At 69.3% G+C, this 21603-nt stretch carries 17 protein-coding genes; 11 read left to right on the forward strand and 6 right to left on the reverse strand.

Annotated elements, in window-relative coordinates; genetic code table 11:
- Nucleotides 1-113: 113 nt before the first annotated feature.
- From chrA to HTY53_RS23990, 4 genes are all read right to left on the reverse strand, one after another.
- Entirely contained in the window at nt 114-1337 is a 1224-nt protein-coding gene (chrA, locus tag HTY53_RS23975) for a chromate efflux transporter (RefSeq protein ID WP_174109094.1), read from the reverse strand.
- A 150-nt stretch (nt 1338-1487) separates the two neighbouring features.
- On the reverse strand, nt 1488-2747 hold the full coding sequence (locus HTY53_RS23980) for an MFS transporter (RefSeq protein ID WP_238510940.1): 1260 nt from the start codon (nt 2745-2747) through the stop codon (nt 1488-1490).
- Between the two features lie 203 nt (nt 2748-2950).
- Nucleotides 2951-3931 carry an SDR family oxidoreductase gene (locus tag HTY53_RS23985; RefSeq protein WP_174109095.1) on the reverse strand — a complete coding sequence of 327 codons (981 nt, stop codon included), beginning with the start codon at nt 3929-3931 and terminating at the stop codon, nt 2951-2953.
- A 61-nt stretch (nt 3932-3992) separates the two neighbouring features.
- Complete coding sequence (locus tag HTY53_RS23990) at nt 3993-4880, reverse strand: LysR family transcriptional regulator (RefSeq protein ID WP_174109096.1); 888 nt, start codon at nt 4878-4880, stop codon at nt 3993-3995.
- A gap of 119 nt (nt 4881-4999) precedes the next feature.
- Between HTY53_RS23990 and HTY53_RS23995 the strand changes: the two genes are divergently transcribed.
- The 6 genes from HTY53_RS23995 (at nt 5000) to HTY53_RS24020 (ending at nt 13036) form a co-directional block, all read left to right on the forward strand.
- Entirely contained in the window at nt 5000-5860 is an 861-nt protein-coding gene (locus tag HTY53_RS23995; protein WP_254600099.1) for an amidohydrolase family protein, read from the forward strand.
- On the forward strand, nt 5857-6861 hold the full coding sequence (locus tag HTY53_RS24000) for a tripartite tricarboxylate transporter substrate binding protein (RefSeq protein WP_438820988.1): 1005 nt from the start codon (nt 5857-5859) through the stop codon (nt 6859-6861). Before HTY53_RS23995 ends, HTY53_RS24000 begins: the two co-directional genes overlap by 4 nt.
- A gap of 236 nt (nt 6862-7097) precedes the next feature.
- Complete coding sequence (locus tag HTY53_RS24005) at nt 7098-10295, forward strand: autotransporter family protein (protein ID WP_174109098.1); 3198 nt, start codon at nt 7098-7100, stop codon at nt 10293-10295.
- Between the two features lie 178 nt (nt 10296-10473).
- Nucleotides 10474-10791, forward strand: a complete 318-nt coding sequence (locus tag HTY53_RS24010; protein WP_174109099.1) for a YkgJ family cysteine cluster protein — start codon at nt 10474-10476, stop codon at nt 10789-10791.
- A gap of 102 nt (nt 10792-10893) precedes the next feature.
- Complete coding sequence (locus HTY53_RS24015; protein ID WP_174109100.1) at nt 10894-11820, forward strand: LysR family transcriptional regulator; 927 nt, start codon at nt 10894-10896, stop codon at nt 11818-11820.
- A gap of 202 nt (nt 11821-12022) precedes the next feature.
- Complete coding sequence (locus tag HTY53_RS24020; protein ID WP_174109101.1) at nt 12023-13036, forward strand: tripartite tricarboxylate transporter substrate-binding protein; 1014 nt, start codon at nt 12023-12025, stop codon at nt 13034-13036.
- Nucleotides 13037-13078: 42 nt separating this feature from the next.
- Here HTY53_RS24020 and HTY53_RS24025 read toward each other — a convergent pair whose 3' ends face one another.
- On the reverse strand, nt 13079-13528 hold the full coding sequence (locus tag HTY53_RS24025) for a nuclear transport factor 2 family protein (protein ID WP_174109102.1): 450 nt from the start codon (nt 13526-13528) through the stop codon (nt 13079-13081).
- 324 nt (nt 13529-13852) lie between these two features.
- Here HTY53_RS24025 and HTY53_RS24655 point away from each other — a divergent pair, with 324 nt between their 5' ends.
- Entirely contained in the window at nt 13853-14977 is a 1125-nt protein-coding gene (locus tag HTY53_RS24655) for a PAS domain-containing protein (RefSeq protein WP_217435738.1), read from the forward strand.
- Nucleotides 14956-16761, forward strand: coding sequence for a putative bifunctional diguanylate cyclase/phosphodiesterase (locus HTY53_RS24660; RefSeq protein WP_217435739.1), 1806 nt, complete (start codon nt 14956-14958; stop codon nt 16759-16761). Before HTY53_RS24655 ends, HTY53_RS24660 begins: the two co-directional genes overlap by 22 nt.
- 4 nt (nt 16762-16765) lie before the next feature.
- Here HTY53_RS24660 and HTY53_RS24035 read toward each other — a convergent pair whose 3' ends face one another.
- Nucleotides 16766-17971, reverse strand: coding sequence for an acyl-CoA dehydrogenase family protein (locus HTY53_RS24035; RefSeq protein WP_174109103.1), 1206 nt, complete (start codon nt 17969-17971; stop codon nt 16766-16768).
- Nucleotides 17972-18176: 205 nt separating this feature from the next.
- On the opposite strand from HTY53_RS24035, the gene HTY53_RS24040 reads away from it, so the two are divergent.
- The 3 genes from HTY53_RS24040 (at nt 18177) to HTY53_RS24050 (ending at nt 21499) form a co-directional block, all read left to right on the forward strand.
- Nucleotides 18177-19292 carry an LLM class flavin-dependent oxidoreductase gene (locus HTY53_RS24040; protein ID WP_174109104.1) on the forward strand — a complete coding sequence of 372 codons (1116 nt, stop codon included), beginning with the start codon at nt 18177-18179 and terminating at the stop codon, nt 19290-19292.
- An 83-nt stretch (nt 19293-19375) separates the two neighbouring features.
- Nucleotides 19376-20404: an ABC transporter substrate-binding protein gene (locus tag HTY53_RS24045; RefSeq protein WP_174109105.1), complete on the forward strand. Its 1029-nt coding sequence runs from the start codon at nt 19376-19378 to the stop codon at nt 20402-20404.
- Between the two features lie 3 nt (nt 20405-20407).
- The gene (locus HTY53_RS24050) at nt 20408-21499 is read left to right on the forward strand and encodes an ABC transporter permease (RefSeq protein ID WP_174109106.1); all 1092 of its coding nucleotides are present in this window, start codon (nt 20408-20410) and stop codon (nt 21497-21499) included.
- Nucleotides 21500-21603: the final 104 nt, after the last annotated feature.

Genomic DNA, 21603 nt, shown 5'->3' on the forward strand with positions numbered 1-21603 from the left:
GGGTAGGGCGGGATGGCGAGGACATGGCGCGTGGGCAGCGGTGCTGGCCGTGCTGGCGAACCGCGTTGTCTGACTCAAGCACGCCGCATGCCAACGGCGCCGACCCGATCGGATCAAAGCGGCAGCAGCGCCAGGCCCCAGCCGCCGAAGGCGCAGGCCAGCACCACCAGCCACGGCGGCAGCTTCCAGAACATCAGCGCCACCAGTGCCGCGAGGGCGAGCGCGAAGTCGGCCGGGCGATGAATCGCGCTGGTCCAGACGGGGTCGTACAAGGCCGCCAGCAGCACGCCCACCACCGCCGCGTTGACGCCGGCCAGCGCGCCCTGCGCGTGCCGGCTGCGGCGCAGCCGCTCCCAGAACGGCAGCGCACCGGCGACCAGCAGGAAGGACGGCAGGAAGATCGCGACCAGACAGAGGGCGCCGCCGGCCCAGCCGCTCGGTTCGACGCGCATCGCCGCGCCGAGGAAGGCGGCGAAGGTGAACAGCGGACCGGGCACCGCCTGCGCCGCGCCGTAACCGGCCAGGAAGGCGTCGTTGTCGACCCAGCCTGTCGGCACCACTGCGGCCTGCAGCAGCGGCAGCACCACGTGGCCGCCGCCGAACACCAGCGAGCCGGCGCGGTAGAAGGCATCGGTCAGCGCCAGCGCTTGGCCGGGCCAGGTTTGCGCCGCCAGCGGCAGCAGCGCCAGCAGCGCGGCGAAGATCGACAACAGCAGCGCGCCGAGCCGGCGGTCGACAGCGATGGGCAAGGCATCATGCCCGGCGGCCGGGGCCGTCTTCAGCATGGCCCGGCCGAGCAGCGCCGCCACCGCCATCACCGCGACCTGGGCCAGCGCACCCGGCACCAGCACCACCACGCAGGCCGCGACCGCAGCGATGGTCGCGCGGGAGCGGTCCGGGCACAGCGAGCGGCCCATGCCCCAGACCGCCTGCGCGACCACCGCCACGGCGACGATCTTCAGTCCGGCCAGCATGCCGGCGGGCAGCACATTGCCCCAGGTGGACAGGGTCAGCGCGAACAGGATCAGCGCGATGGCCGATGGCAGCGTGAAGCCGACCCAGGCCGCCAGCATGCCGGCAAACCCGGCGCGCGACAGCCCGATCGCCATGCCGACCTGGCTGCTGGCCGGACCGGGCAGGAACTGGCAGAGCGCCACCAGATCGGCATAGACGCGCTCGCCGAACCAGCGGCGGCGCACCACGAACTCCTGATGGAAATAGCCCAGATGCGCGACGGGCCCACCGAAAGAGGTCAGCCCCAATCTTAAAAAGACGAGGAACACTTCCCGCACCGGATGGCGATGCGGCGCCAGGGTCTGGCCGTCGGTGGCCGGCATCGGTTCAGGCTCCATGGTGCGCGGGCGGGGGATCGAGGTGCAGAAAGCGCCATGGTAGCGCAGCGCGATGACGCTGCTGCAAGGCCCCGTCGCCGCCGGTAACGCCGCCTGCACCTGCGGGCCCGTGGCTGCCGCCCGTTATGCGGCCCGTTATGCGGCCGCCGGCGCGCCGCGGCGCGAGGCGTCGGACAGCGACAGCAGATAGACCAGCAAGCCGCCCGCCGCCAGCAACAGGCCGACCCAGCCGGTCGATTGCCAGCCGAGGCCGGCCGCGATGGTCACGCCGCCCAGCCAGGCGCCCAGCGCATTGGCCATGTTGAAGGCCGAGTGATTCAGCGCCGCGGCCAGCGTCTGCGCATCGCCAGCGACGTCCATCAGCCGGATCTGCAGGGCCGGGCCGAGCGCGACCACGGTGCCGATCAGCAGCACATTGGCCGACGCCAGCCAGGCATGCGGCGCGGTCAGCACGAAGGCGCCGAGCACCGCGGCGGACCAGACCAGCACGCCGCCGATGGTCGGCATCAGCGCCTTGTCGGCCAGCTTCGAGCCGGCCAGATTGCCGACCACCATGCCGACGCCGAACAGCGCCAGCACGAAGGGAATGCCGCTGGCTGGCATATGCGCCAGCTCGATCATCGTGGGCTTGATATAGCTGAACACGGCAAACATGCCGCCAAAGCCGATCGCACCGATGCCGAGCGTCAGCCAGACCTGCTTGCGCTTGAGCGCCGACAGTTCGCGCAGCGGACTGGCATGGCGATCGGCCGGCACGAAGGGCACCCAGCGCCAGACCAGCAGCACCGTCAGCGCGCCAATCAGGCCGACCAGCGCAAACGCCGATCGCCAACCCAGCCATTGGCCGATCGCCGCCGCGATCGGCACCCCGACCAACGTGGCGACCGTCAGGCCGAGCATCACGAGCCCCACCGCCTGGGCGCGCCGCTCGCGCGCCACCAGGCTGGCGGCGACCAGCGCGGCCACGCCGAAGTAGGTGCCATGCGGAAAGCCGGTCAGCAGCCGCGCGACGATCATCGAGCCGTAGCCCGGTGCCAGCGCGCTGGCGAAGTTGCCGACGGCGAAGACCGCCATCAGTGCCAGCAGCAGCGTGCGGCGCGGCAACCGGGCGCCAAGCACCGCCAGCAGCGGCGCGCCGATCACCACGCCCAGCGCATAGGCGCTGATCAGGTGGCCGGCGGCCGGGATCGAGATGGCGAGATCGCTGGCTGCGTCGGGCAACAGGCCCATGATGACGAATTCGCCGGTGCCGATGGCGAAGCCGCCGACTCCCAGCGCCAGCAGCGCGAGCCGGCCGGCGCGGCGGTCGGCTTTGCTGGCGGTGGGGGAAGGCGTGGGGGCATCGTGTGAAAAGGAGTCGATCGGATCGTATGGGCTACCGTCAGGGGCGGACATGAGGAGATGACTGCAAGAGATAGAGATCGCGCGAACGCGTGTTATTGGATCTTGTGGTGAACCGGACGCAGGGCTCTGCGGCCCGCTGGCGCGCCCCGGACTGATCCCGGGCGGCCGGATTCGGCGTTATTGTGAAGCAAAACGCCCGGTCGTGCGGCGGCGCAGCATGACGGCACCGGCACGCAAAGGTGGGGCGTGTCGTCCTAGCCGGACTGGCGCCGCCACAGCGCCCATACGCCCAGGGCGAGCAGCCCGGCGCCGATCAGGCCCGCCTGCGTGGCGTGCGAGCCCTCCGCCCGGTGTCGCCAGCCGCCGTCCACCGCCATATAGCCTTCGGTCGGATCGAACAGATTGCCGTCGGTGCGGGGCGCATGGTCTGCCCGGTCCAGGTAACGCCGCGCCAGCTGCTGGGAAAAGCGCCGCGTCAGGCCGGGCGCCACCAGATTGCCGAGGCGTGACAGCCACGCCACGCTGCCGATGGTGGTGGCCTGCCGATGCGGCCGCGCGGCCGCCTGCACGATGGCCCGGGCGATGGTGCGCGTATCGACCAGCGGCCGGGGCGGCCGGATCGCCTTGCCTGTGTAGTTCGCGCAATGCCGGAAGGCCGGCGTATCGGCCACTGCCGGAAAGATGTCGCAGACGTGGATGTCGGGGAAGGGCAGCAGCTCGGCGCGCAGCGCCTCGCTGAAACCGCGCAGGCCGTATTTGCTGGCGGTGTAGGACACGCCGTAGGCGGACGGCGACCACGCGTTCATGGACAGCACATTGATCAGCGTGCCGTGTCCCTCGCGCTTGAAGTAGGGCAGCACCGCGTGGGCGCCGTACAGGTAGGCCAGCAGATTGGTGCGCAGTACGCGCTCGTGGGCATGCACCGGCGTCTGCTCCAGCAGCCCCACCGCGCCGACGCCGGCGTTGTTGACCCAGACATCGATGCGGCCGTCGCCCGTATCCGCGGCCAGTCGGGCCAGTGCCGCGACCGCCTCGGCGTCGCCGACATCGGTCGGCACCGTCAGCGTATCGGCGCCATGCGCGGCGCAGACATGGGCGACCTCGCGCAGCGCCGCTTCGCCGCGTGCCGCAAGCACCAGGCGCACCCCCGGACGCGCAAAGCCTTCGGCGGTGGCGCGGCCGATGCCGCTGGAGGCGCCGGTGATGACGATGGTGACAGGACGGGACGGGCGCATGGTCGCTCCTTCGCGGATCGGCAATCGTGACGGCTGACGATGCAAACGCCATGCCACGGCGCTACGCCGGCCCCATCTCCAGGCTCGCGAACAGATCGGCCAGGGTCGGCACCGAGCGTGCCGGCCAGATCGCGGACAGGTCGAAGGTCGGCAGCGCATCGCCGTCGCGTACCTCGCAAAAGCGCACGCCGCGGAAGTTCAGCGAACGGATCCAGCTGGGCAGCAGGGCCACGCCGCAGCCGCCGGCGACGCAGGCCAGCACCGTCAACGTCCGGTTGGCCTCCTGCGCGACATGGGCCTCGTGGCCGGCCTTGCGCATCGCATCGAGGATGCCGGCATGGAAGGCCGGCAGTTGCGCCTGCGGATACAACACCAGACCGGCCTCGGCGATCTGCGCCAGCGAGACCTTGCCATCCGCTCCGGGCTCCAGTTCATCGGGGATCGCGGCAACGAGCCGATCGCGCAGCAGAGGGCGCTCGCGCATGCGGCCGCCGACCGCCACCGGCGTATGCATCAGCCCGAGATCGATGGCGCCGGTGCGCAGCGCCTCGGCCTGCTCGGCATTGCTCATCTCGCGCAGGATCACGCGGACACCCGGGGCGCGCCGACGCAATTCGCGCAGCGCGCGCGGCAGCGTATCGAACAGCGCCGAGGACACCAGACCGATGGTCAACTGCCCGGCGCTGCCGCGGCCGATCTCCTGCGCCCGCCGGGCCGCCGCGTCGATGCGTTCGACGCTGGTGCGCACATCGTCGAGGATCGCCAGTGCCGCCGCGGTCGGCTGCGCGCCGCGGCGCGAGCGTTCGAACAGCCGAACGCCGAGGTCCTTCTCCATGCGGGCCAGCGCGGTGCTCAGCGCGGGCTGCGCGATGCCCAGCCAGTCGGCGGCGCGGCTGACGCTGCCGTGATCGATCACGGCCAGGAAGTAGCGCAGGTGGCGAGTTTCCATATTGAAACGGTATGAATAAACATCTTCTCGATAATGGAAAACTATACCCGCGCTCCCTAGAATCCGTCCCAACTTCCGCTTCATTCGGTCCCCAGCTTTTTCCCGTCCGGAGTCGTGCCTTGTCCCAGTCCTCGCCATCCGCGCCGCCACCGTTGACGACCGCGGCCGTCGATTCGCACGCCCACGTGTTCGAGCGCGGCCTGGCGCTGGCCGCCACCCGCCGCTACCGGCCGGACCACGACGCGCTGCTGGGCGATTACCTGTCGCAACTCGACGCGCATGGATTGAGCCACGGCGTGCTGGTCCAGCCGAGCTTTCTTGGCACCGACAACTGCTATCTGCTGGCCGCGCTGCGAGCGCAGCCGGCTCGGCTGCGCGGCGTGGCGGTGGTGGACCCTGCCATCGGCGAGACGGAGCTGGACGCGATGGCCGCCGCCGGCGTGGTCGGCATCCGGCTGAACCTGATCGGCCTGCCGGCGCCGGCGCTCGGCTCGGCGCCGTGGCGCGGTTTGCTCGAGCGCATCAACGCGCGCGGCTGGCACGTCGAGCTGCATCTGCCAGCGGCGCGGCTGCAGGAAGTCATGCCGACACTGCTGGCGGCCGGCTGCCGCATCGTCGTCGATCATTTCGGCCGGCCCGATCCGGCCCTCGACGTGGCCGACCCCGGGTTTCTCGATCTGCTGCGCAAGGCCGACAGCGGCCGGGTCTGGGTCAAGCTGTCCGGCGCCTATCGCAACTGGCCCGATGCGCGGTGCGCGCAAGCCGGGCGGCGCGCGGCGCAACGGCTGCTGGAGGCCTTCACCGCCTCGCGCCTGCTATGGGGCAGCGACTGGCCCCACACCCAACATCCTCACGTGGCCTACGGGGCGACCCGGCAATGGCTCGACGACTGGATCGACGATGCCGCCCAGCGCCGGCAGTTGCTCGGCGATACCGCGCTGACCCTGTTCCAATTCGAATTCCAAGGAGACCTCGCATGATGCTGCCCGTCCTGTTCCATACGCTGTCGCGCCGTGCCGGCGCCTGCGTGCTCGCTGCCTCGGCGGTGCTGATGGCCGGGGTGGCTGCGCCCGCGGCCGCGGCCTATCCCGAGCGCCCCGTGACGCTGGTCGTCACCTATCCGCCCGGCGGCACCGTCGACGTGGTTGCGCGCCTGCTGGCGCCGAAACTGTCGACGCTGCTCGGCCAGCCGGTCGTCATCGACAACCGGGGCGGCGCCGGCGGCATGATCGGCGGCGCCTATGTGGCGCGCGCCAAGCCGGACGGCTACACGCTGATGCTCGATGCCTCGAACCACGCACAGAATCCGGCGCTGCACAGCCGCATGCAGTTCGACACGCTGAAGGATTTCGCGCCGGTGTCGCTGCTGCTGCGCGTGCCCAATGCGCTGGTGGTTACGCCGTCGTATCCGGTCAAGACGGTGGCCGACCTGATCAAGCTCGGTCAGGCCAATGCCGGCAAGCCGGTCTACTTTGCGTCGGCCGGCAACGGCTCGGCGCAGCATCTGGCGGGCGAGCTGTTCAATCTGATGGCGAACACGCGGCTCGAACATGTCGCCTACAAGGGCGGCGGCCCGGCGATGGTCGACGTGATGGCGGGCCAGGTGCCGGTGATGTTCGCCAGCATGGGTTCGGCCTGGCAGCACATCAAGAGCGGCAAGCTGCGTGCGGTGGCCGTCGGCGGCGCCAAGCGCTCGAAGGCCGCACCCGAACTGCCGACCATCGCGGAGGCGGGCGTGCCTGGTTACGAGAGCTATGAGTGGAACGCGGTGTTCGCGCCGGCCGGCACGCCGCCGGCGATCGTCGAACAGGTGTCCCGCGCGCTGGCGCAGGTGCTGAAGGACCCGGTGGTGGCCGAGCAGCTCGGCAGCTTCGGCGCCGAGACCGTCGGCTCGACGCCGGCCGAGCTCGACGCGTTCCGACGCGCCGAGATCGCCAAGTGGAAGAAGGTCGCGGCGCAGGCGAAATTGAGCCTCGATTGAAGTCGACCATCTCGGTCCGGCGGCATGCGGACCGGCATGCGTCGGCAGCGAGACGCGGTCGGTGACGGTAGCGCCGCAGATCAAAAACTCGCAGAAAAAAACCACGCACTCTGTGCGCCCGACAGTCGCAGAATAGACCGCCATGCAGGCGGGCCCACGCATACCTTCAACGAGAGGTTGCGGCATCGATCGATAGACGGTCCGCCGGCATGTTGGTCGATACCGGGGAGACTGTCATGCGCACAACCTGTTGTCTGCAAGCGGGGGTGCGTCCCCCGTGCCCGTCGTCCACGCGGCGCGGCAAATCACTGGCAAGGCACTGCATCGGCCTGGCTGCACTGAGCGCCATCGGCGCACAGGCACAGACGCCGATCGGTCCGGGTCTCATCAGCAATTCGGTCATTCTCGACGCGCAGGACGCGATCGTGGCCAGCGGAACCACGATCGACGTGCCTGCCGCACCCGGCGCCGGCTGGGCGCTGGTTGCCAGAAACGGCAGCCGCGTGGTCTTCGATACTTCGCAAGGGCCCATTCAACTGTTGACGCGAACCGCGCAGGGGCAGGCCCTGCGCGTCGAACAGAACGCGGTCGTCGAGACGGCCGCGGGCGCCTCCCCGTCGGGCGGTCTGACGATCGGCACCAGCGCGAACGGCGAGTATGGCGTCGGCGTGTTCAGCGGCGGCCGCGTTGCGTTGTCCGGTGCCACTATTACCACCGCCGGCGCAGCGGCGGGCGATCTGCGCGCGCATGGCGTGTTCGTTCAGGGCGCCGGCAGCACCGCGGCGCTGACCGGCGGTTCGATCACCACCACCGGTGACGGGACAGGCGCGATGGCCGTCGGCGGCGGTGCGCTGACGCTGACCGACGTCGCGGTTGCGGCGCGGCAGGCGGGGGCCAATCGCAGCTTCGGCATCAACGCGCAGTCCGGCGCCGGGATCACGGTAAACGGCGGGTCGATCGTCACCGAGGGGCCGGCCAGCAGCGCGGTGCGGGCCTCGGGGATGGCGGGGCCGGGATCGCGCATCGTGTTGGCCGACACGAGCGTGGCGACCGCCGGCAACAACGCGCACGGTGCATTGGCAACCAGTGGCGGGGCGCGCATCGACGCGGAACGGGTAGCGCTGGATATCGGCGGCGGCGATGCCGCGGGCTGGTTCGCCGCCTTCACGGGGCGCCTGGTTGCGACGGACAGCACGGTGGCTACCGGCGGCACCAACGGCTACGGCGCTTATGCACGGGCAAGTGGCGGCATCGCGCTGTTGCGTGGTGCGGTGACCACGACCGGTGAGCGTGCGGTCGGTCTGTTTGTCGGCGACACCGACACCACGCTGAGCGCCACCGAGGTTGCCGTCTCGACTGCCGGTGCCGACGCGCCGGCCGCCGCCGTGTTCGGCGCCGGCGCGTTGGCGATGGTGCGCGGCAGCGTGCGTACTGCCGGCGATGGCAGCCACGGCGTCAGCGCCATCGAGGCCGGATCGACCGCGTCGATCGACGGCACGACGGTCAGCACCGAAGGGGGCGGTGCCCATGCCTTCGCGGTGTACCAGGGCGCCGCGCTGACCGGCACCGGGGTCGATGCCGAGGCAAGTGGCGCCGATGCTTCGGCGCTGTTGCTGACCGGGCTGGCGGGAACGCATTCGCGCGCCGACTTCACCAGTGGCAGCCGCCTGTCGAGCGTGTCCGGGCCGGCCATCGCCGTGGCGGGTGGCACTGCGACAGTGGGGCTGGCCGATGCCACCGTCACCGGCGGCACGCTGTGGCTGCGGGTCGGCCCGAACGATGCCTTCTCGGCGGCGGCGCGCCGTTTCCTCCAGCCGCCGGGCCCGCAGGGCGAAAACGAAGCGCCATCGAACCCTGTGGCGACCGAGCGCGATCTCGCGATGGCGACCGCTACCCCCATCGTCAGCACCGGCGCGGAGCCCGGCTTCGGCACCATTGTCGCGAGCAACAGCCGGATCGCCGGTGCGGCGCTGACCGAGGCGGGCAGCGTGTCGGACGTGACGTTGCGGCATGGCACGCACTGGAACATGACCGGCAATTCCAACCTGACCCGCCTGACGGTGGATGCCAGCCAGGTCATGTTCGCCCCGCCTGTCGCGGGCACCTTCAAGACGCTGACCGTGCAGCAATACACCGGTGTCGGCGGCTTGATTGCGCTGAACACGCGGCTGGACGGCGACGATTCCCCGTCGGACAGGCTGGTCGTGCAGGGCAGTGCCGGCGGGCAATCGCGGCTTCGCATCGTCAACGCCGGCGGCGCGGGCGCCCTGACCAGCGCGAACGGCATCCAGGTGGTCGAGGCGACCAGCGGCGCCACCACCACGGCCGATGCGTTTGCGCTGGACGGGCGCGTGGTGGCAGGCGCCTACGAATATCGGCTGTTTCACGGCAGCGTCGATCCCTCGTCGCCGCAGTCGTGGTATCTGCGCTCGGAGCGGCAACCGGCGCCGCCCGGACCGCCGCAGCCACCGCAGCCGCTGTTCCGGCCCGAAGCAGCGGCTTACCTGGCCAATCGGCGAGTCGCCGGCGAGATGTTCGTGCACAGCCTGCACGACCGTCTCGGCGAGCCGCAATTCGTCGAAGCGCAGGGCTTCGCGCCGGACAGCCAGCAGCCGCGTTCCGGCTGGCTGCGCATGGTCGGCAAGTGGGAGGGCAGCCATAGCCGCGACGGGAACTTCCAGGTCGATACGGATACCTTTCTGCTGCAGGGCGGCGCCGAACTGGCGAAGTGGTCGCTGTTGGGCGCGGCCGACCGCGTGCACCTCGGCGTGATGGGCAGCTATCTGGCGGCAACCACCGATGCGCAGGCGGCCGGCAACCCGGCGCGTGCGCGTGGGAAGGTCGACGGCTTCAGCGCCGGGGTCTATGGCACCTGGTACCAGAACGACGACAACAAGCTCGGCGCCTATGTCGATACCTGGTTCCAGTACGGCTGGTTCGACCAGCGTGTCGAGGGGGCGGGACTGCCGACGGTCAAGTACGACGCGCACGGACTCGCGGTATCGGGCGAGGTCGGCTATGCCATTCCACTGCGCGCCGACTGGGTGATCGAGCCGCAGGCGCAGCTGGTCTACGTGGATTATCGGCAGGACGACATCGCCGAGGCCAACGGCACCCGGATCGCGGGCGGCGATTCGGATGGCCCGATCACGCGCCTCGGCGTGCGTCTGCATCGCACCTTCGTCCAGGGCGACACGCGCCGGATCCAGCCCTATCTGACGCTGAACTGGTGGCATGCCGACACCGACCGGCGCATGACCTTCGACCGGGTGACGGTCGGCGATCTCTATCCCGAGAACCGCTACGAGGCCAAGCTGGGCGTCAATGCGCAGCTCCACAAGCGCTGGACCGGCTGGGCCAATCTGGCGGGCGCGTGGGGCGAGCAGAGCTACCACCAGTATGTGGTGCGGGTGGGGGTGAAATACACGTGGTAGGCGTATGGGGGGCGAGCGGTCGGGGGGCCTTGTACCGTCCGGCCCTCTCCCCATCCCTTTCCCGCCAGCGGGAGAGGGAGCCGCAATGCCTGCCGCGCTGCTATATTTGCCGCCGTTTTGCCGTTTTGCCGTTTTGCCGTTTTGCCGTTTTGCCGTTTTGCCGAATCGCTGAACGCCGATGTCCGAACCATGCCTGAGCTGTGGCGCCTGCTGCGCCCATTTCCGTGTGTCGTTCTACTGGGCCGAGTCCGACGCCCATCCCGCCGGCACCGTCCCCCATGCCTTGACGGTGCCCATCACCCCCCATCTGGTCGCCATGCGCGGCACCGACACTCGCCGCCCGCGCTGCGTCGCCCTCAGCGGCGAAGTCGGCAGCGCCGTCTCCTGCACGATCTACCCGCAACGCGCTTCCCCATGCCGGGAATTCAGCGCGGGCACCGCCGCGTGCAATCGTGCACGGGAGAAGCACGGGCTACCGCCATTGGTGCTGTCGTAAAGGAAGTCAGGGCACGACGCGGGAAAGGCCTCCAGGCGCGAATCGGCGCGCTATGATTTGCCCCCTGATGAGCCGTTAGCGGTGCCAAGGAGCAAGCCCACGATGCGGGACCTGGATTTGACCAGCCTGCGCCTGTTTGTCGCGGTCTGCGAGACGCGGAACATGGCGCGGGCCGGGGAGCAGCAGCATATCGTCGCGTCGGCGATCAGCAAGCGGCTGGCGCAACTGGAGGATACGGTCGGCGCGCAGTTGCTGGAACGGCGGCGGCGCGGCGTGATTCCGACTCCTGCCGGAGAGATTCTGCTCGAGCATGCGCGGGCGATGCTGGCCGCGGCCGATCGGGTCGCGCGCGATATGGCCGACTATGGCTCCGGCATCAAGGGGCAGGTCCGGCTGCTGGCCACGGTGTCGTCGATGGCGGAGTCGCTGCCCGACGACATTGCCGGCTTTCTGCAGCAGCCGGAGCATCGCGACATCCGCGTCTCGGTCGAGGAAGCCGTGAGCCGCGAAGTGGTGCGCGCGGTGCGGGAGGGATCGGCGCCGCTGGGCATCTGCTGGGATGCCGCCGATCTGGAAGGGCTGGCCACGCGGCCCTATCGCGCCGACCATCTGGCCGCGGTGGTACATGCTTCCCATCCGCTTGCACGCGCAAGGGAATGCATGTTCGCCGATACGCTGGACTTCGATCATATCGGCCTGCCCGCGCAAACGGCGGTGCACACCATGCTGGCCCGGCACGCCGCGATCGTGGGGCGGCCGGTCACCTATCGGGCGGTGGTGTCGACGTTCGACGCGTCGCTGCGCTGCGTGCGCGCCGGGCTGGGCCTGGCGATCGTGCCGCGCGAGGTCGTCGAACCGATCGCCGCCACGCTCGACGTCCGCGTGGTGCCGCTGGCCGATGGCTGGGCGCATCGGCGCTTCGCCATCTGCTTTCGCGACGAGCAGAGCCTGTCGCGGGCCGCCCGCATGCTGGTGGCGCATCTCGAACAGATCGCCGCGGATGACGGGCAGGGCGCGCCGCCGGGCTGAGTTGTTCGACGGGACGGTGCCCGAACGACCCGCCGCAACCAACCACAGTGGCCGGCCACATCAACGATCCGCATAAACCCGGCTTCCGCTGACGCGTACGATGGCTTAAGCAATGGCAGATGGCGCCGAAGCGGTCGGTTGGCCGACACTACGGCGATTTCGAGCCCTGGGCACGCAGGGCATTACATCCGGAGACATCGCCATGGCTGTTCGTATTGCGTCCACCCGTTCCCTTCGACCGTTGGCTTCCCTGCATCTCGCTGTCGCGGCGCTCGGCCTGCTCGCCGCTGCCGCTGCGCAGGCGGCCGACGCCTTCCCGCATAAACCCATTGCGCTGGTGGTGCCATTCTCTGCCGGCGGTCCCACCGACGTGGTCGCGCGCAGCCTGGGCCAGGCCATGTCCCGGCACCTCGGCCAAAGCGTGGTCGTGGAGAACCGCACCGGCGCGGGCGGCACCATTGCGCCGGCCTATGTGGCGCGCGCCGAGCCCGACGGCTACACGCTGCTGATCCACCACAACGGCATGGCCACCGCGCCGGCGCTGTACCGCAAGCTGTCTTACGACCCGCTGAAGGATTTCGAGTACATCGGCCAGGTCGCCGATGTGCCGATGACGCTGCTGGGCAAGAAGGACCTGCCGCCCAACAACACCGCCGAACTGGTCCGCTACGTGCAGCAGAACGAGTCGAAGATCAATCTTGCCAACGCGGGGCTCGGCGCGGTCTCGCAGCTGTGCGGGCTGCTGTTCGAGCAGGCCACCAACGTCAAGCTGAACGTGATTCCGTTCCAGGGCACGGCGCCGGCAATGACCGCGCTGCTGGGCGGTCAGGTCGATGTGCTGTGCGACCAGACCACCGCCACGCTGCCGCAGATCGCCGCCAACAAGGTCAAGCTGTACGGGGTCACCACGCCGCAGCGGATTCGCGCGTTGCCCAATGCGCCGACCTTGCAGGAGGGCGGGCTCAAGGGCTTCGAGATGAAGGTGTGGCACGGCGTGTACGCGCCCAAGGGCACGCCGGCGCCAGTGGTGGCGCGCCTGACCGCCGCGCTGCAGGCGGCGCTGAAGGACCCGGCGGTGGTCAAGCGCCTCGACGAGCTGGGCGCCGAGATCGTGCCGCCGGCCAAGCAGACGCCGGACGGGCTGAAGTCCTGGCTCAAGGCCGAAAGCGACAAGTGGCAGCCGATGCTGCGCAAGGCCGGCGCCTTTGCCGACTAAGCGGCCGGCACCGTCGTCGGTTATCGAGAAGGCGCCGCCGGTTCAGTCCTGCGGCGCCTTGCCCGTCAGCGTTGCGCGGGCAGCGCCCAGGCGCTCGCCCATCGCCGCTCCCAGCGCCTGCAGGCCGCTCAGCGGGCGCACCATCACCTCGAACTCCTCGATCCGGCCTTCCTCATCGAAGCGCAGCATGTCGATGCCCTTGAGCGCCTTGCCGTCGACCTCTGCGCTGAATTCCAGCACGACGCTGCTGCCATCGCTGCTGGCGAAGGTGCGGTGATAGCGGAAGTTCTGGAACACCGTGTTGACGGTCTTCAGCACCAGCTTGATCGCGTCCCGGCCGGGGTAGGGCGTATGCGCGACCGGCGAGCGAAACACGATCCGGTCCGACAGCAGCGGATCCAGTTCCTCCATCGCATTGCGCTCGAGCAACTGATGCCAGGTCGCGAGGGTGCGGCGCGCGGCGTCGGGCAAAGGTTGGTCGTCGATTTCCATCTCGCTGTCCTCTTCTGTCGGTTCTGTCGGGAATGCGGCTCGGCGCCCGGGCGCGGCGATATGCAACGGGTTGCAATGAGGATAGCAGTGCGCGTGTCTGTATGCAACCAGTTGCATATGGTTTGCTGGCTCCAGCCGCCGAACGCATGACAGCCGCTGTCCGGCCCATCGCGGCCGTCTCGACGTCGCCGCTCTTCGAGTGTCGGACTGCGGTGGATAGCAGAGGGCAGCGCAGGTGCGCTACAGTGCCGCCCAATAGCCATGGCATCCGGCACCGTTACTCCCCGACGCGCCTTCGTTCGCCATGCCTGCACCCTCACGATCATGACTGCTCGCGTCGCGCCAGACCGGCATCCAGCGCCATCGGACGATGGCACGCAACCCTTCGCGCTGTTTCGCGGCGACCGCGGCGCCGCCGCACTCGAGGCCCTGCTGAACGGCCTGCCCCATCCGGTGCTGGTCAAGGACCGCGCCCATCGCTGGCTGCTGCTGAACGACCAGATGTGCGAGCTGATGGGCCACAGCCGCGACACGCTGCTGGGCCGCACCGACCACGACTTCCTGCCGAGGGAACAGGCCGACGGCTACTGGGCGGTCGACGACGAGGTGTTTGACACCGGCGAAGAGCGCGAGGTCGAGGAGAGCCTGACGGCCGCCGACGGCAGCACGCGCGTGCTGTCCACCCGCAAGCGCCGCGTCATGCTGATTGGACCCGACGGGGCCCCGCTGCCGGTCGTGATCGCCTCGATCGTCGATATCACCAATATCCGCCGCGCCCAGAGCGCACTGCGCGAAAGCGAGGAGCACTACCGCCATTCGGTCGAACTGAATCCTCAGGTGCCGTGGACCGCCGACGCACAAGGTCTGGTGTCCGAAGCCGGGCCACGATGGGAGGAGCTGACCGGCAGATCGGTGGAGCAGGGCAAGGGCACCGGCTGGGCCGAGCAGGTCCACCCGGACGATCTCGACGAAACCCTGCGGCGCTGGCGCACGAGCGTCGACAGCGGAGCGCCGTTCGACAAGACCTTCCGCTTGCGGATGCGCAGCGGCGAATACCGCTGGTTCCGTTCGCGCGCGGCGCCGCGCCGGGACAGCGAGGGCCGCGTGATGCGGTGGTACGGCACGTTGGAGGACATCGACGATCGCATGCGCGTGGAGGCGGCGCTGCGCGAGAGCGAACGATTCAGCCGCAGCATCCTGGAGAACAGCCCCAACTGCATCCGCGTGCTGGACCTGGACGGACGCGTGCTGTACGCGAATGCGACCGCCTATCGCCTGCTCGAGATCGACGAGGACGAACCCGTGCTCGGGGAGCGCTGGATCGATCTGCTGCCGCCAACCTGCCGCGCCGACGCCGGCGAAGCGCTGGACGCGGCGCGGGCGGCATCGGCAGCTTCACGATCCGCCGCCATACCCGCAGCGGCGCCGTGCAGTGGCTCGACACGGTGACCGCGTCGATCCCCGGCGAGCAAGGCCGGCCGGCGCGCCTGCTGGCCATCTCGCTCGATGCCACCGAGGCGCGCCAGGCGCGGGAGGAGGCGGACCGCGCGCAACGCGAGGCGCAGCAGCTGGCCCAACGGCTGTCCGCGGTGCTGGAGAGCACCATGGACAGCGTGATCGTGATCGACCGGGACTGGCGCCTGACCTACTTCAACGGCAACGCCGCTCGCGCGTTGCAGGAACGGGGACCGGCGATCGGCCGCAGCCTGTGGGACATGTTTCCCGAAGAAGCCGACGGCGTATTCGCGCGGCACTACCGGCGCGCCCTGGACGAACAGGTGCCGGTGGCCTTCGAGGAATATCTGCCGCCGCTGGCGATCTGGCTCGAGGTGCACGCCTATCCGACGACCGAGGGCCTGTCGATCTTCTTCCGCAACATCACCGAACGCCGCCGCGCCGAACAGGAGCGCCTGGCCGCGCAGCAGCGGCTGGCCTATCTGAGCCGCCACGACGCGCTGACCGGCACGCCGAACCGTGTCGCGCTGCGCGAGCATCTCGAACAACTGCTGCGGCGGCAGCGCCGCCGCATCGCCTTGCACTGCGTCGATCTGAGCGGCTTCAAGGGCGTCAACGATACCTTCGGCCATGCGGTGGGCGATGCCGTGCTGCGCCAGGTCGCCGAGCGGCTGCGCAGCTGTCTGACCGAGGCCGATACCATCGCGCGGCTGGGCAGCGACGAATTCGTGGTGGTGCAGACCCCGCTGGCCGATGGCGAGCAGGCGGCCGTGCTGGCGCGCCGCATCCAGGCCTGCCTGTCCGAGCCCTTCACCATCGACGGACATACCGTCACCATTGGCGCGAGCGTCGGCATCGCGGTCGCGCCGGAACACGGCGATCAGCCCGACGACCTGCTGCGTGCCGCCGATATCGCGCTCGATCGCGCCAAGCGAGAGGGGCCTGGGACCGTGCTCGCCTTCCACGCCGACATGGATGCGCAGCTGCGCGCCCGCGTGGCGATCAAGCGCGACCTGCACCAGGCGCTGGCCGACGGACAGTTGCTGCTGCACTATCAACCGGTCTACGACCTGCGCTCGGGCGAGATCCGCTGCTTCGAGGCGCTGCTGCGCTGGCAGCATCCCGAGCGCGGCATGATCTCCCCCGCGGAATTCGTGCCGATGGCCGAGGAAACCGGCCTGATCGTGCCGATCGGCGCATGGGTGTTGCGTGAGGCGAGCCGGCAGGCCGCAGCGTGGCCCGCGGCCGTGGCGGTGGCCGTCAACCTGTCGCCGCTGCAGTTTCGCGATCCCGCGCTGGCCGATACCGTGCGGCACGCGTTGCAGGAAGCGGGTCTGTCGCCCGCGCGGCTGCAGCTGGAGATCACCGAATCGGTGCTGCTGCAGGAGAGCCAGTCGAACCGGTCGACCCTGCAGGCGCTGCGCGAGATCGGCGTGCGTATCGCGATGGACGACTTCGGCACCGGTTATTCGTCGCTGGGCTATTTGCGCAGTTTTGCCTTCGACAAGATCAAGCTCGATCGCTCCTTCGTCACCGACGTGCGCGGCAACGACGAGGCGCGCGCGATCCTGCATGCGGTGGCGAGCCTCGGCGCGGCGTTCAGGCTCGTCACCACCGCCGAGGGTATCGAGACCGCGAGCCAGCTGGCCGCGGTGCGCGAGGAGGGCTATGACGAGGGGCAGGGCTATCTGTTCAGTCCGCCCGTGCCCGCAGAGCAGGCCCTTCGATTGATCGAGCGCGGCGCCAGCGAGCATATCGCGGGGCGACCGGCTTCATGAGGGCTCACGTCAATGCATGCCGGCCCGCGGCGATCAGAATTGCATCGTCCTGCGGCGTATGGACGCGGCTGCAGAGCACGTCACGGTAATGTCGCTCGAGCGGGTTGTTGCGGCTCAATCCATGATTGCCGGCCAGTTGCAGCGCAAGTTCGACCGCGCGGATCGCATTGCCGGTCACGGTGAATTTCAACAGTCCGCTGTCGCCGAATGATGGGGGACGGCCGGCATCGACGCGCGTGGTCGCGTCGTCGAGCAGCGCCCGATTCGCCTGCAACAACGCAGCGATTTCGCCGATGCTCTGCTGCACACGGGGCAGCGTAGCGAGTGGCGAGCCCAGGCTTGCCGGCGCACGGGTCCGTACGAAATCGCGAATCCAGTCGAAGGCCGCGCGCGCGACGGCGTCGTAGAGGCTGCCGAGCAGCACCACCATCCATGCCTGCTGTTCGGCGCTGGCGTCGGTATCGACCTGACTGGCGCCCGCCGGCGCCCATTGCTCGGGCGGCCGAATGTCGACCGCGAATTCCGGCGGGATCCACACATCGTCCAGCACCGTCTCGTGGCTGCCCGACGCGCGCAGCCCGAGGTGATTCCAGTTCTCGATCACGCGAATGCCGCGTGCCGGATCGACCGGCCCCGGCACCAGAAACACGCCGACGCGCGGCTGCGGCTCGTCGGTGCGCGCCCAGACCGCAAGCCAGCGCAGGGCCGGGATGCCGGTGCAATAGAGCTTGCGCCCGCGCAGGCGCCAGCCATCCGCGGTGCGCGCCGCCACCGTGCCCGGCAGTCCGCCACGCGATGGCGAACCGAGTTCGGGTTCGACGCGTAAGGCGTTGATCAGTGCGCCCTCGGACACCGCGCTGGCGAACACCTGTTGCGCGACCGCTGCAGGCCAATGCCGGTCGTCGCGTGCAATCGCGCGGTGCTGCAGATAGCTCATCGTCAGCACCAGCGCGGTGGCGGCATCGCCGGCCGCCACGGCGGCAACGATGCGGCGCGCCTGAGCAAGGTTCGCACCGCCGCCACCGAAAGCCTGCGGCACGACCTGCGCGATCAGGCCGTAGCGGTGCAGCAGCGCGACATTGTCGTGCGCAAAGCTGCCGTCGGCATCGTGCCGCGCCGCGGTGGCGGCGAAGGTCGCACGCAAGGTGTAGAGGGTGTCATCGAGGCGCGGCTCGCTGCCTGGCAGCCGGCGCAATGCGGAAGAGGGCATGGCGATGTTCCTGTGCGGATTCGGATCGGCGCCTAGCGTAACGCCGCAGTGCCCCGTCGATGAACGATGCAAATCGAATATGGAGTGTCGTTTTTATTCGTTCAGCCGGCCGGGCCTTTGACGTACGTTTGTCGCCATTGCGCACGACCGTTGCGCACGACCATTGCACCATTCGCGCCGCCGTGACGGCGGTACAGGAGAACCCATGAGCGTCGACATCATCGGCATGATCCAGAGCCAGAAGCAATCCGAGATCCATCCGCCCAGCGGGCCCGCCGTCGATCGCGACTATGTGCGTGCCTTCGCGCAGGCGCACGAGCAGGCCGGCTTCGATCGCATCCTGGTGCCGCATCATTCGACCGGGCCATCGGCCACGCTGACGATCGCGTATGCCGCCGCGGTGACCGAGCGAATCCACTACATGCTGGCGCATCGCCCCGGCTTCACCGCGCCGACGCTGGCCGCAAGGCAGATCGCGACGCTGGACCAGTTCAGCGGCGGCAGGCTGGGCGTGCATATCATCTCGGGCGGCTCCGACGACGAGCAGAAGCGCGATGGCGATTATCTCGATCACGACGAGCGCTATGCGCGCACCGACGAGTATCTCGGCATCCTGCGCCGCATCTGGACCGAGCCTGCGCCCTTCGATCACGAGGGCCGCTACTACCGTTTCCAGCGCGGCTTCTCCGAAGTCAAGCCGGCCCAGCAGCCGCATGTGCCGATCTACTTCGGCGGCGCCTCGGCGCCAGCGATCGAAGTCGCCGGCAAGCACGCCGACGTCTACGCGCTATGGGGCGAATCGCTGGACCAGGTCCGCGAGCTGACCACGCGTGTACGGGCCGAAGCCGCGCGACACGGCCGCGAGATCCGCTTCTCGGTGTCGTTCCGTCCCGTGCTGGCGGACACCGAGCAGAAGGCGTGGGAACGCGCCGACCGCATTCTCGAGCGTACCCGCGCGCTGCGCGTGCAGCAGGGCTTCAGCCGCGGCGGGCCCCAGCAGAGCGAGGGCGCGCGCCGCTTGCTCGCGGCCGCGGAGCAGGGCGATCGCGTCGATACCCGGCTGTGGACTGCGATCGCCCGCGAGACCGGTGGCCGGTCGAACTCGACCGGCCTGGTCGGCACGCCCGAACAGGTCGCGCACGCGCTGCTCGACTACTACGACCTGGGCGTCACCACTTTCCTGGTCCGCGGCTTCGATCCGCTCGACGATGCGATCGACTACGGTCGCGAGCTGATTCCGCGCCTGCGCGCGCTGGTGGCCGAACGCGCTGCGCGGCGGCAGCAGCAGCAACGACAACCGGGGCAACTGCAGGCGGCATGAGCCCGGTTGACGCGCCGGCAACACGCATTCAGACATATCGAGATCAAACCAACCACACCTCGAATCACGGGAGCCGCATCACCATGAGCCAACTCGAATCCTCCGCCGATGCCACGCCCACCGCCCAGCGGCGGCGCGACGTGCTGCGCCTGGCCGGCGCCGCGGCCATTGCCGCCCCGGCCTTGATGTTGGGCCGGCGCGCCTGGTCCGCGCCGCGCAAGCTGACCTTCGCATGGAACCAGAACTCGCTCTGCCTGACGCCGATCGTGGTGGCGCAGGAGAAGGGCTTCTTCGAGAAGAATGGCCTGCAGGTCGATCTGATCAACTACAGCGGCTCGACCGATCAGCTGCTCGAATCGATCGCCACCGGCAAGGCGGACGCCGCGGTCGGCATGATTCACCGCTGGCTCAAGCCGCTGGAGGCCGGGTTCGACGTCAAGATCATCGGCAGCTCGCACGGCGGCTGCGTGCGGCTGGTCGGCTCGAAAGCGGCCGGCGTGACCAATCTGCAGGCGCTGAAGGGCAAGACGGTTGGCGTCAGCGATCTGGCCGCGCCGGGCAAGCACTTCTTCACGATCCTGCTGGCCAAGAACGGCATCGATCCGGACAAGGACGTGACGTGGCGCCAGTATCCGGCGGACCTGCTCGGCGTGGCGGTCGACAAGGGCGAGATCCAGGCGATCGCCGATGGCGACCCGAATCTCTATCTGCTGGAAAAGCGCACCAACGGCGCCTATGTCGAACTCGCCACCAACCTGACGGGCGAATACGCGCGCAAGGTCTGCTGCGTGATCGGCGCGCGCGGCGAACTGGTTCGCAACGACCGCCCCGCGGCCTCGGCGCTGGCGCGAGCCATCGTGCAGGCCACCGACTTCGTGCACGAGAACCCGAACGAGGCCGCCAAGGTGTTCGCCAGGTATTCGCCGAAGATTTCGCTGGACGATCTGCGCAAGCTCTATGCGACGCTGACCTATACCCATCATCCGACCGGCATCGATCTGCGCGATGAAATCGCCTTCTATGCCGAGGATTTCCGCAAGATCGGCGTGATCAAGAAGACCACCGATCCGCAACGCCTGGCACAGCATGTCTATGCCAATGTCCTGGGATAAATCATGAGTACGCATCAACCTGCGTTCGACGGGGCGGGCGATACGGGCCGGGCAACGCGCCGGGACAAGCCCGGCGCCATACGGCCTTCCGCCAGCGCCGCCCCCTCTCCGGCAGCCGCGGTGCCGGGGTCGAAGCGATGGCCGGTCGGCTACGCAGCGGCGCTCGCATGGGCCGGCTTCGGCCTGCTGACCTGGCGCTGGCCCAACCGCGTCGCCGGATTCAGCGACTGGGCCTATACCGCCGAACTGGGCATCGCCGCGCTGGTCGTGGCGGCAGCGCTTGCGCTGTCCGCGGCGATCGGTCCGCGCTTATGGGAAAGGCACCGCGGCTGGGCGGCGCTTCGCAGCGCCGGGCCGTGGCTGATCGCCGTGCCGCTGGTGCTGGCCGCCTGGGAATATCTGACCGCCAAGACCGCGACGCTGCCGACGCCGTTCTTCGCGCCGCCGCAGGCGCTGATCGAGGTCTATCTCGACGACTGGCGCAGGCTCGGCGACAGCGCGCTCAATACGCTGAAGCTGCTCGGCTTTGGCGTCGCGCACGGCGCGGTGGCGGGCTTTCTGATCGGCGTATCGATCGGGTGGTCGCGCCGGATCGGCTATTGGGTGCATCCGGTGCTGCGCGTGCTCGGTCCGTTGCCGTCGACCGCGCTGCTGCCGCTGACCTTCTACTTCTTTCCGTCGAGCTATTCGGCTGCGGTGTTCCTGATCGCGCTGGCCACCGCGTTTCCCGTGGCAGTGCTGACCTGGTCGGGCGTGGCCAGCGTCGACAAACGCTACTACGACGTGGCCCGCACGATGGGCGCGTCGGGCTGGTTCCTGGTGCTGCGCGTGGCGATTCCTGCGGCCTTGCCACAGGTCTTCGTCGGCCTGTTCATGGGACTGGGCGCGTCGTTCTCGGTGCTGGTCACCGCGGAGATGATGGGCGTCAAGTCCGGGCTCGGCTGGTACCTGACCTGGGCACAGGGCTGGGCGTCGTACGTCAATATGTACGCGGCGCTGATCGTGATGGCGCTGCTGTTTTCCGGGGTCATCACGCTGCTGTTCGCGCTGCGCGATCGCGCACTGTCGTGGCAGAAGGGGACGGTCAAATGGTGAACGCGGCGATTGCGGACAGGGCAGAGGCGATGGCGGTGCCGGCATCGGCGGCCAGGCGTCATCACGAAAAGAACGACGGGACGGGCGGGGTCATCGGAGGGGAG

Origin of the sequence: Cupriavidus gilardii, from assembly GCF_013314895.1 — a bacterium.
In the GTDB taxonomy this organism is placed as follows: Bacteria; Pseudomonadota; Gammaproteobacteria; order Burkholderiales; family Burkholderiaceae; genus Cupriavidus; species Cupriavidus gilardii_C.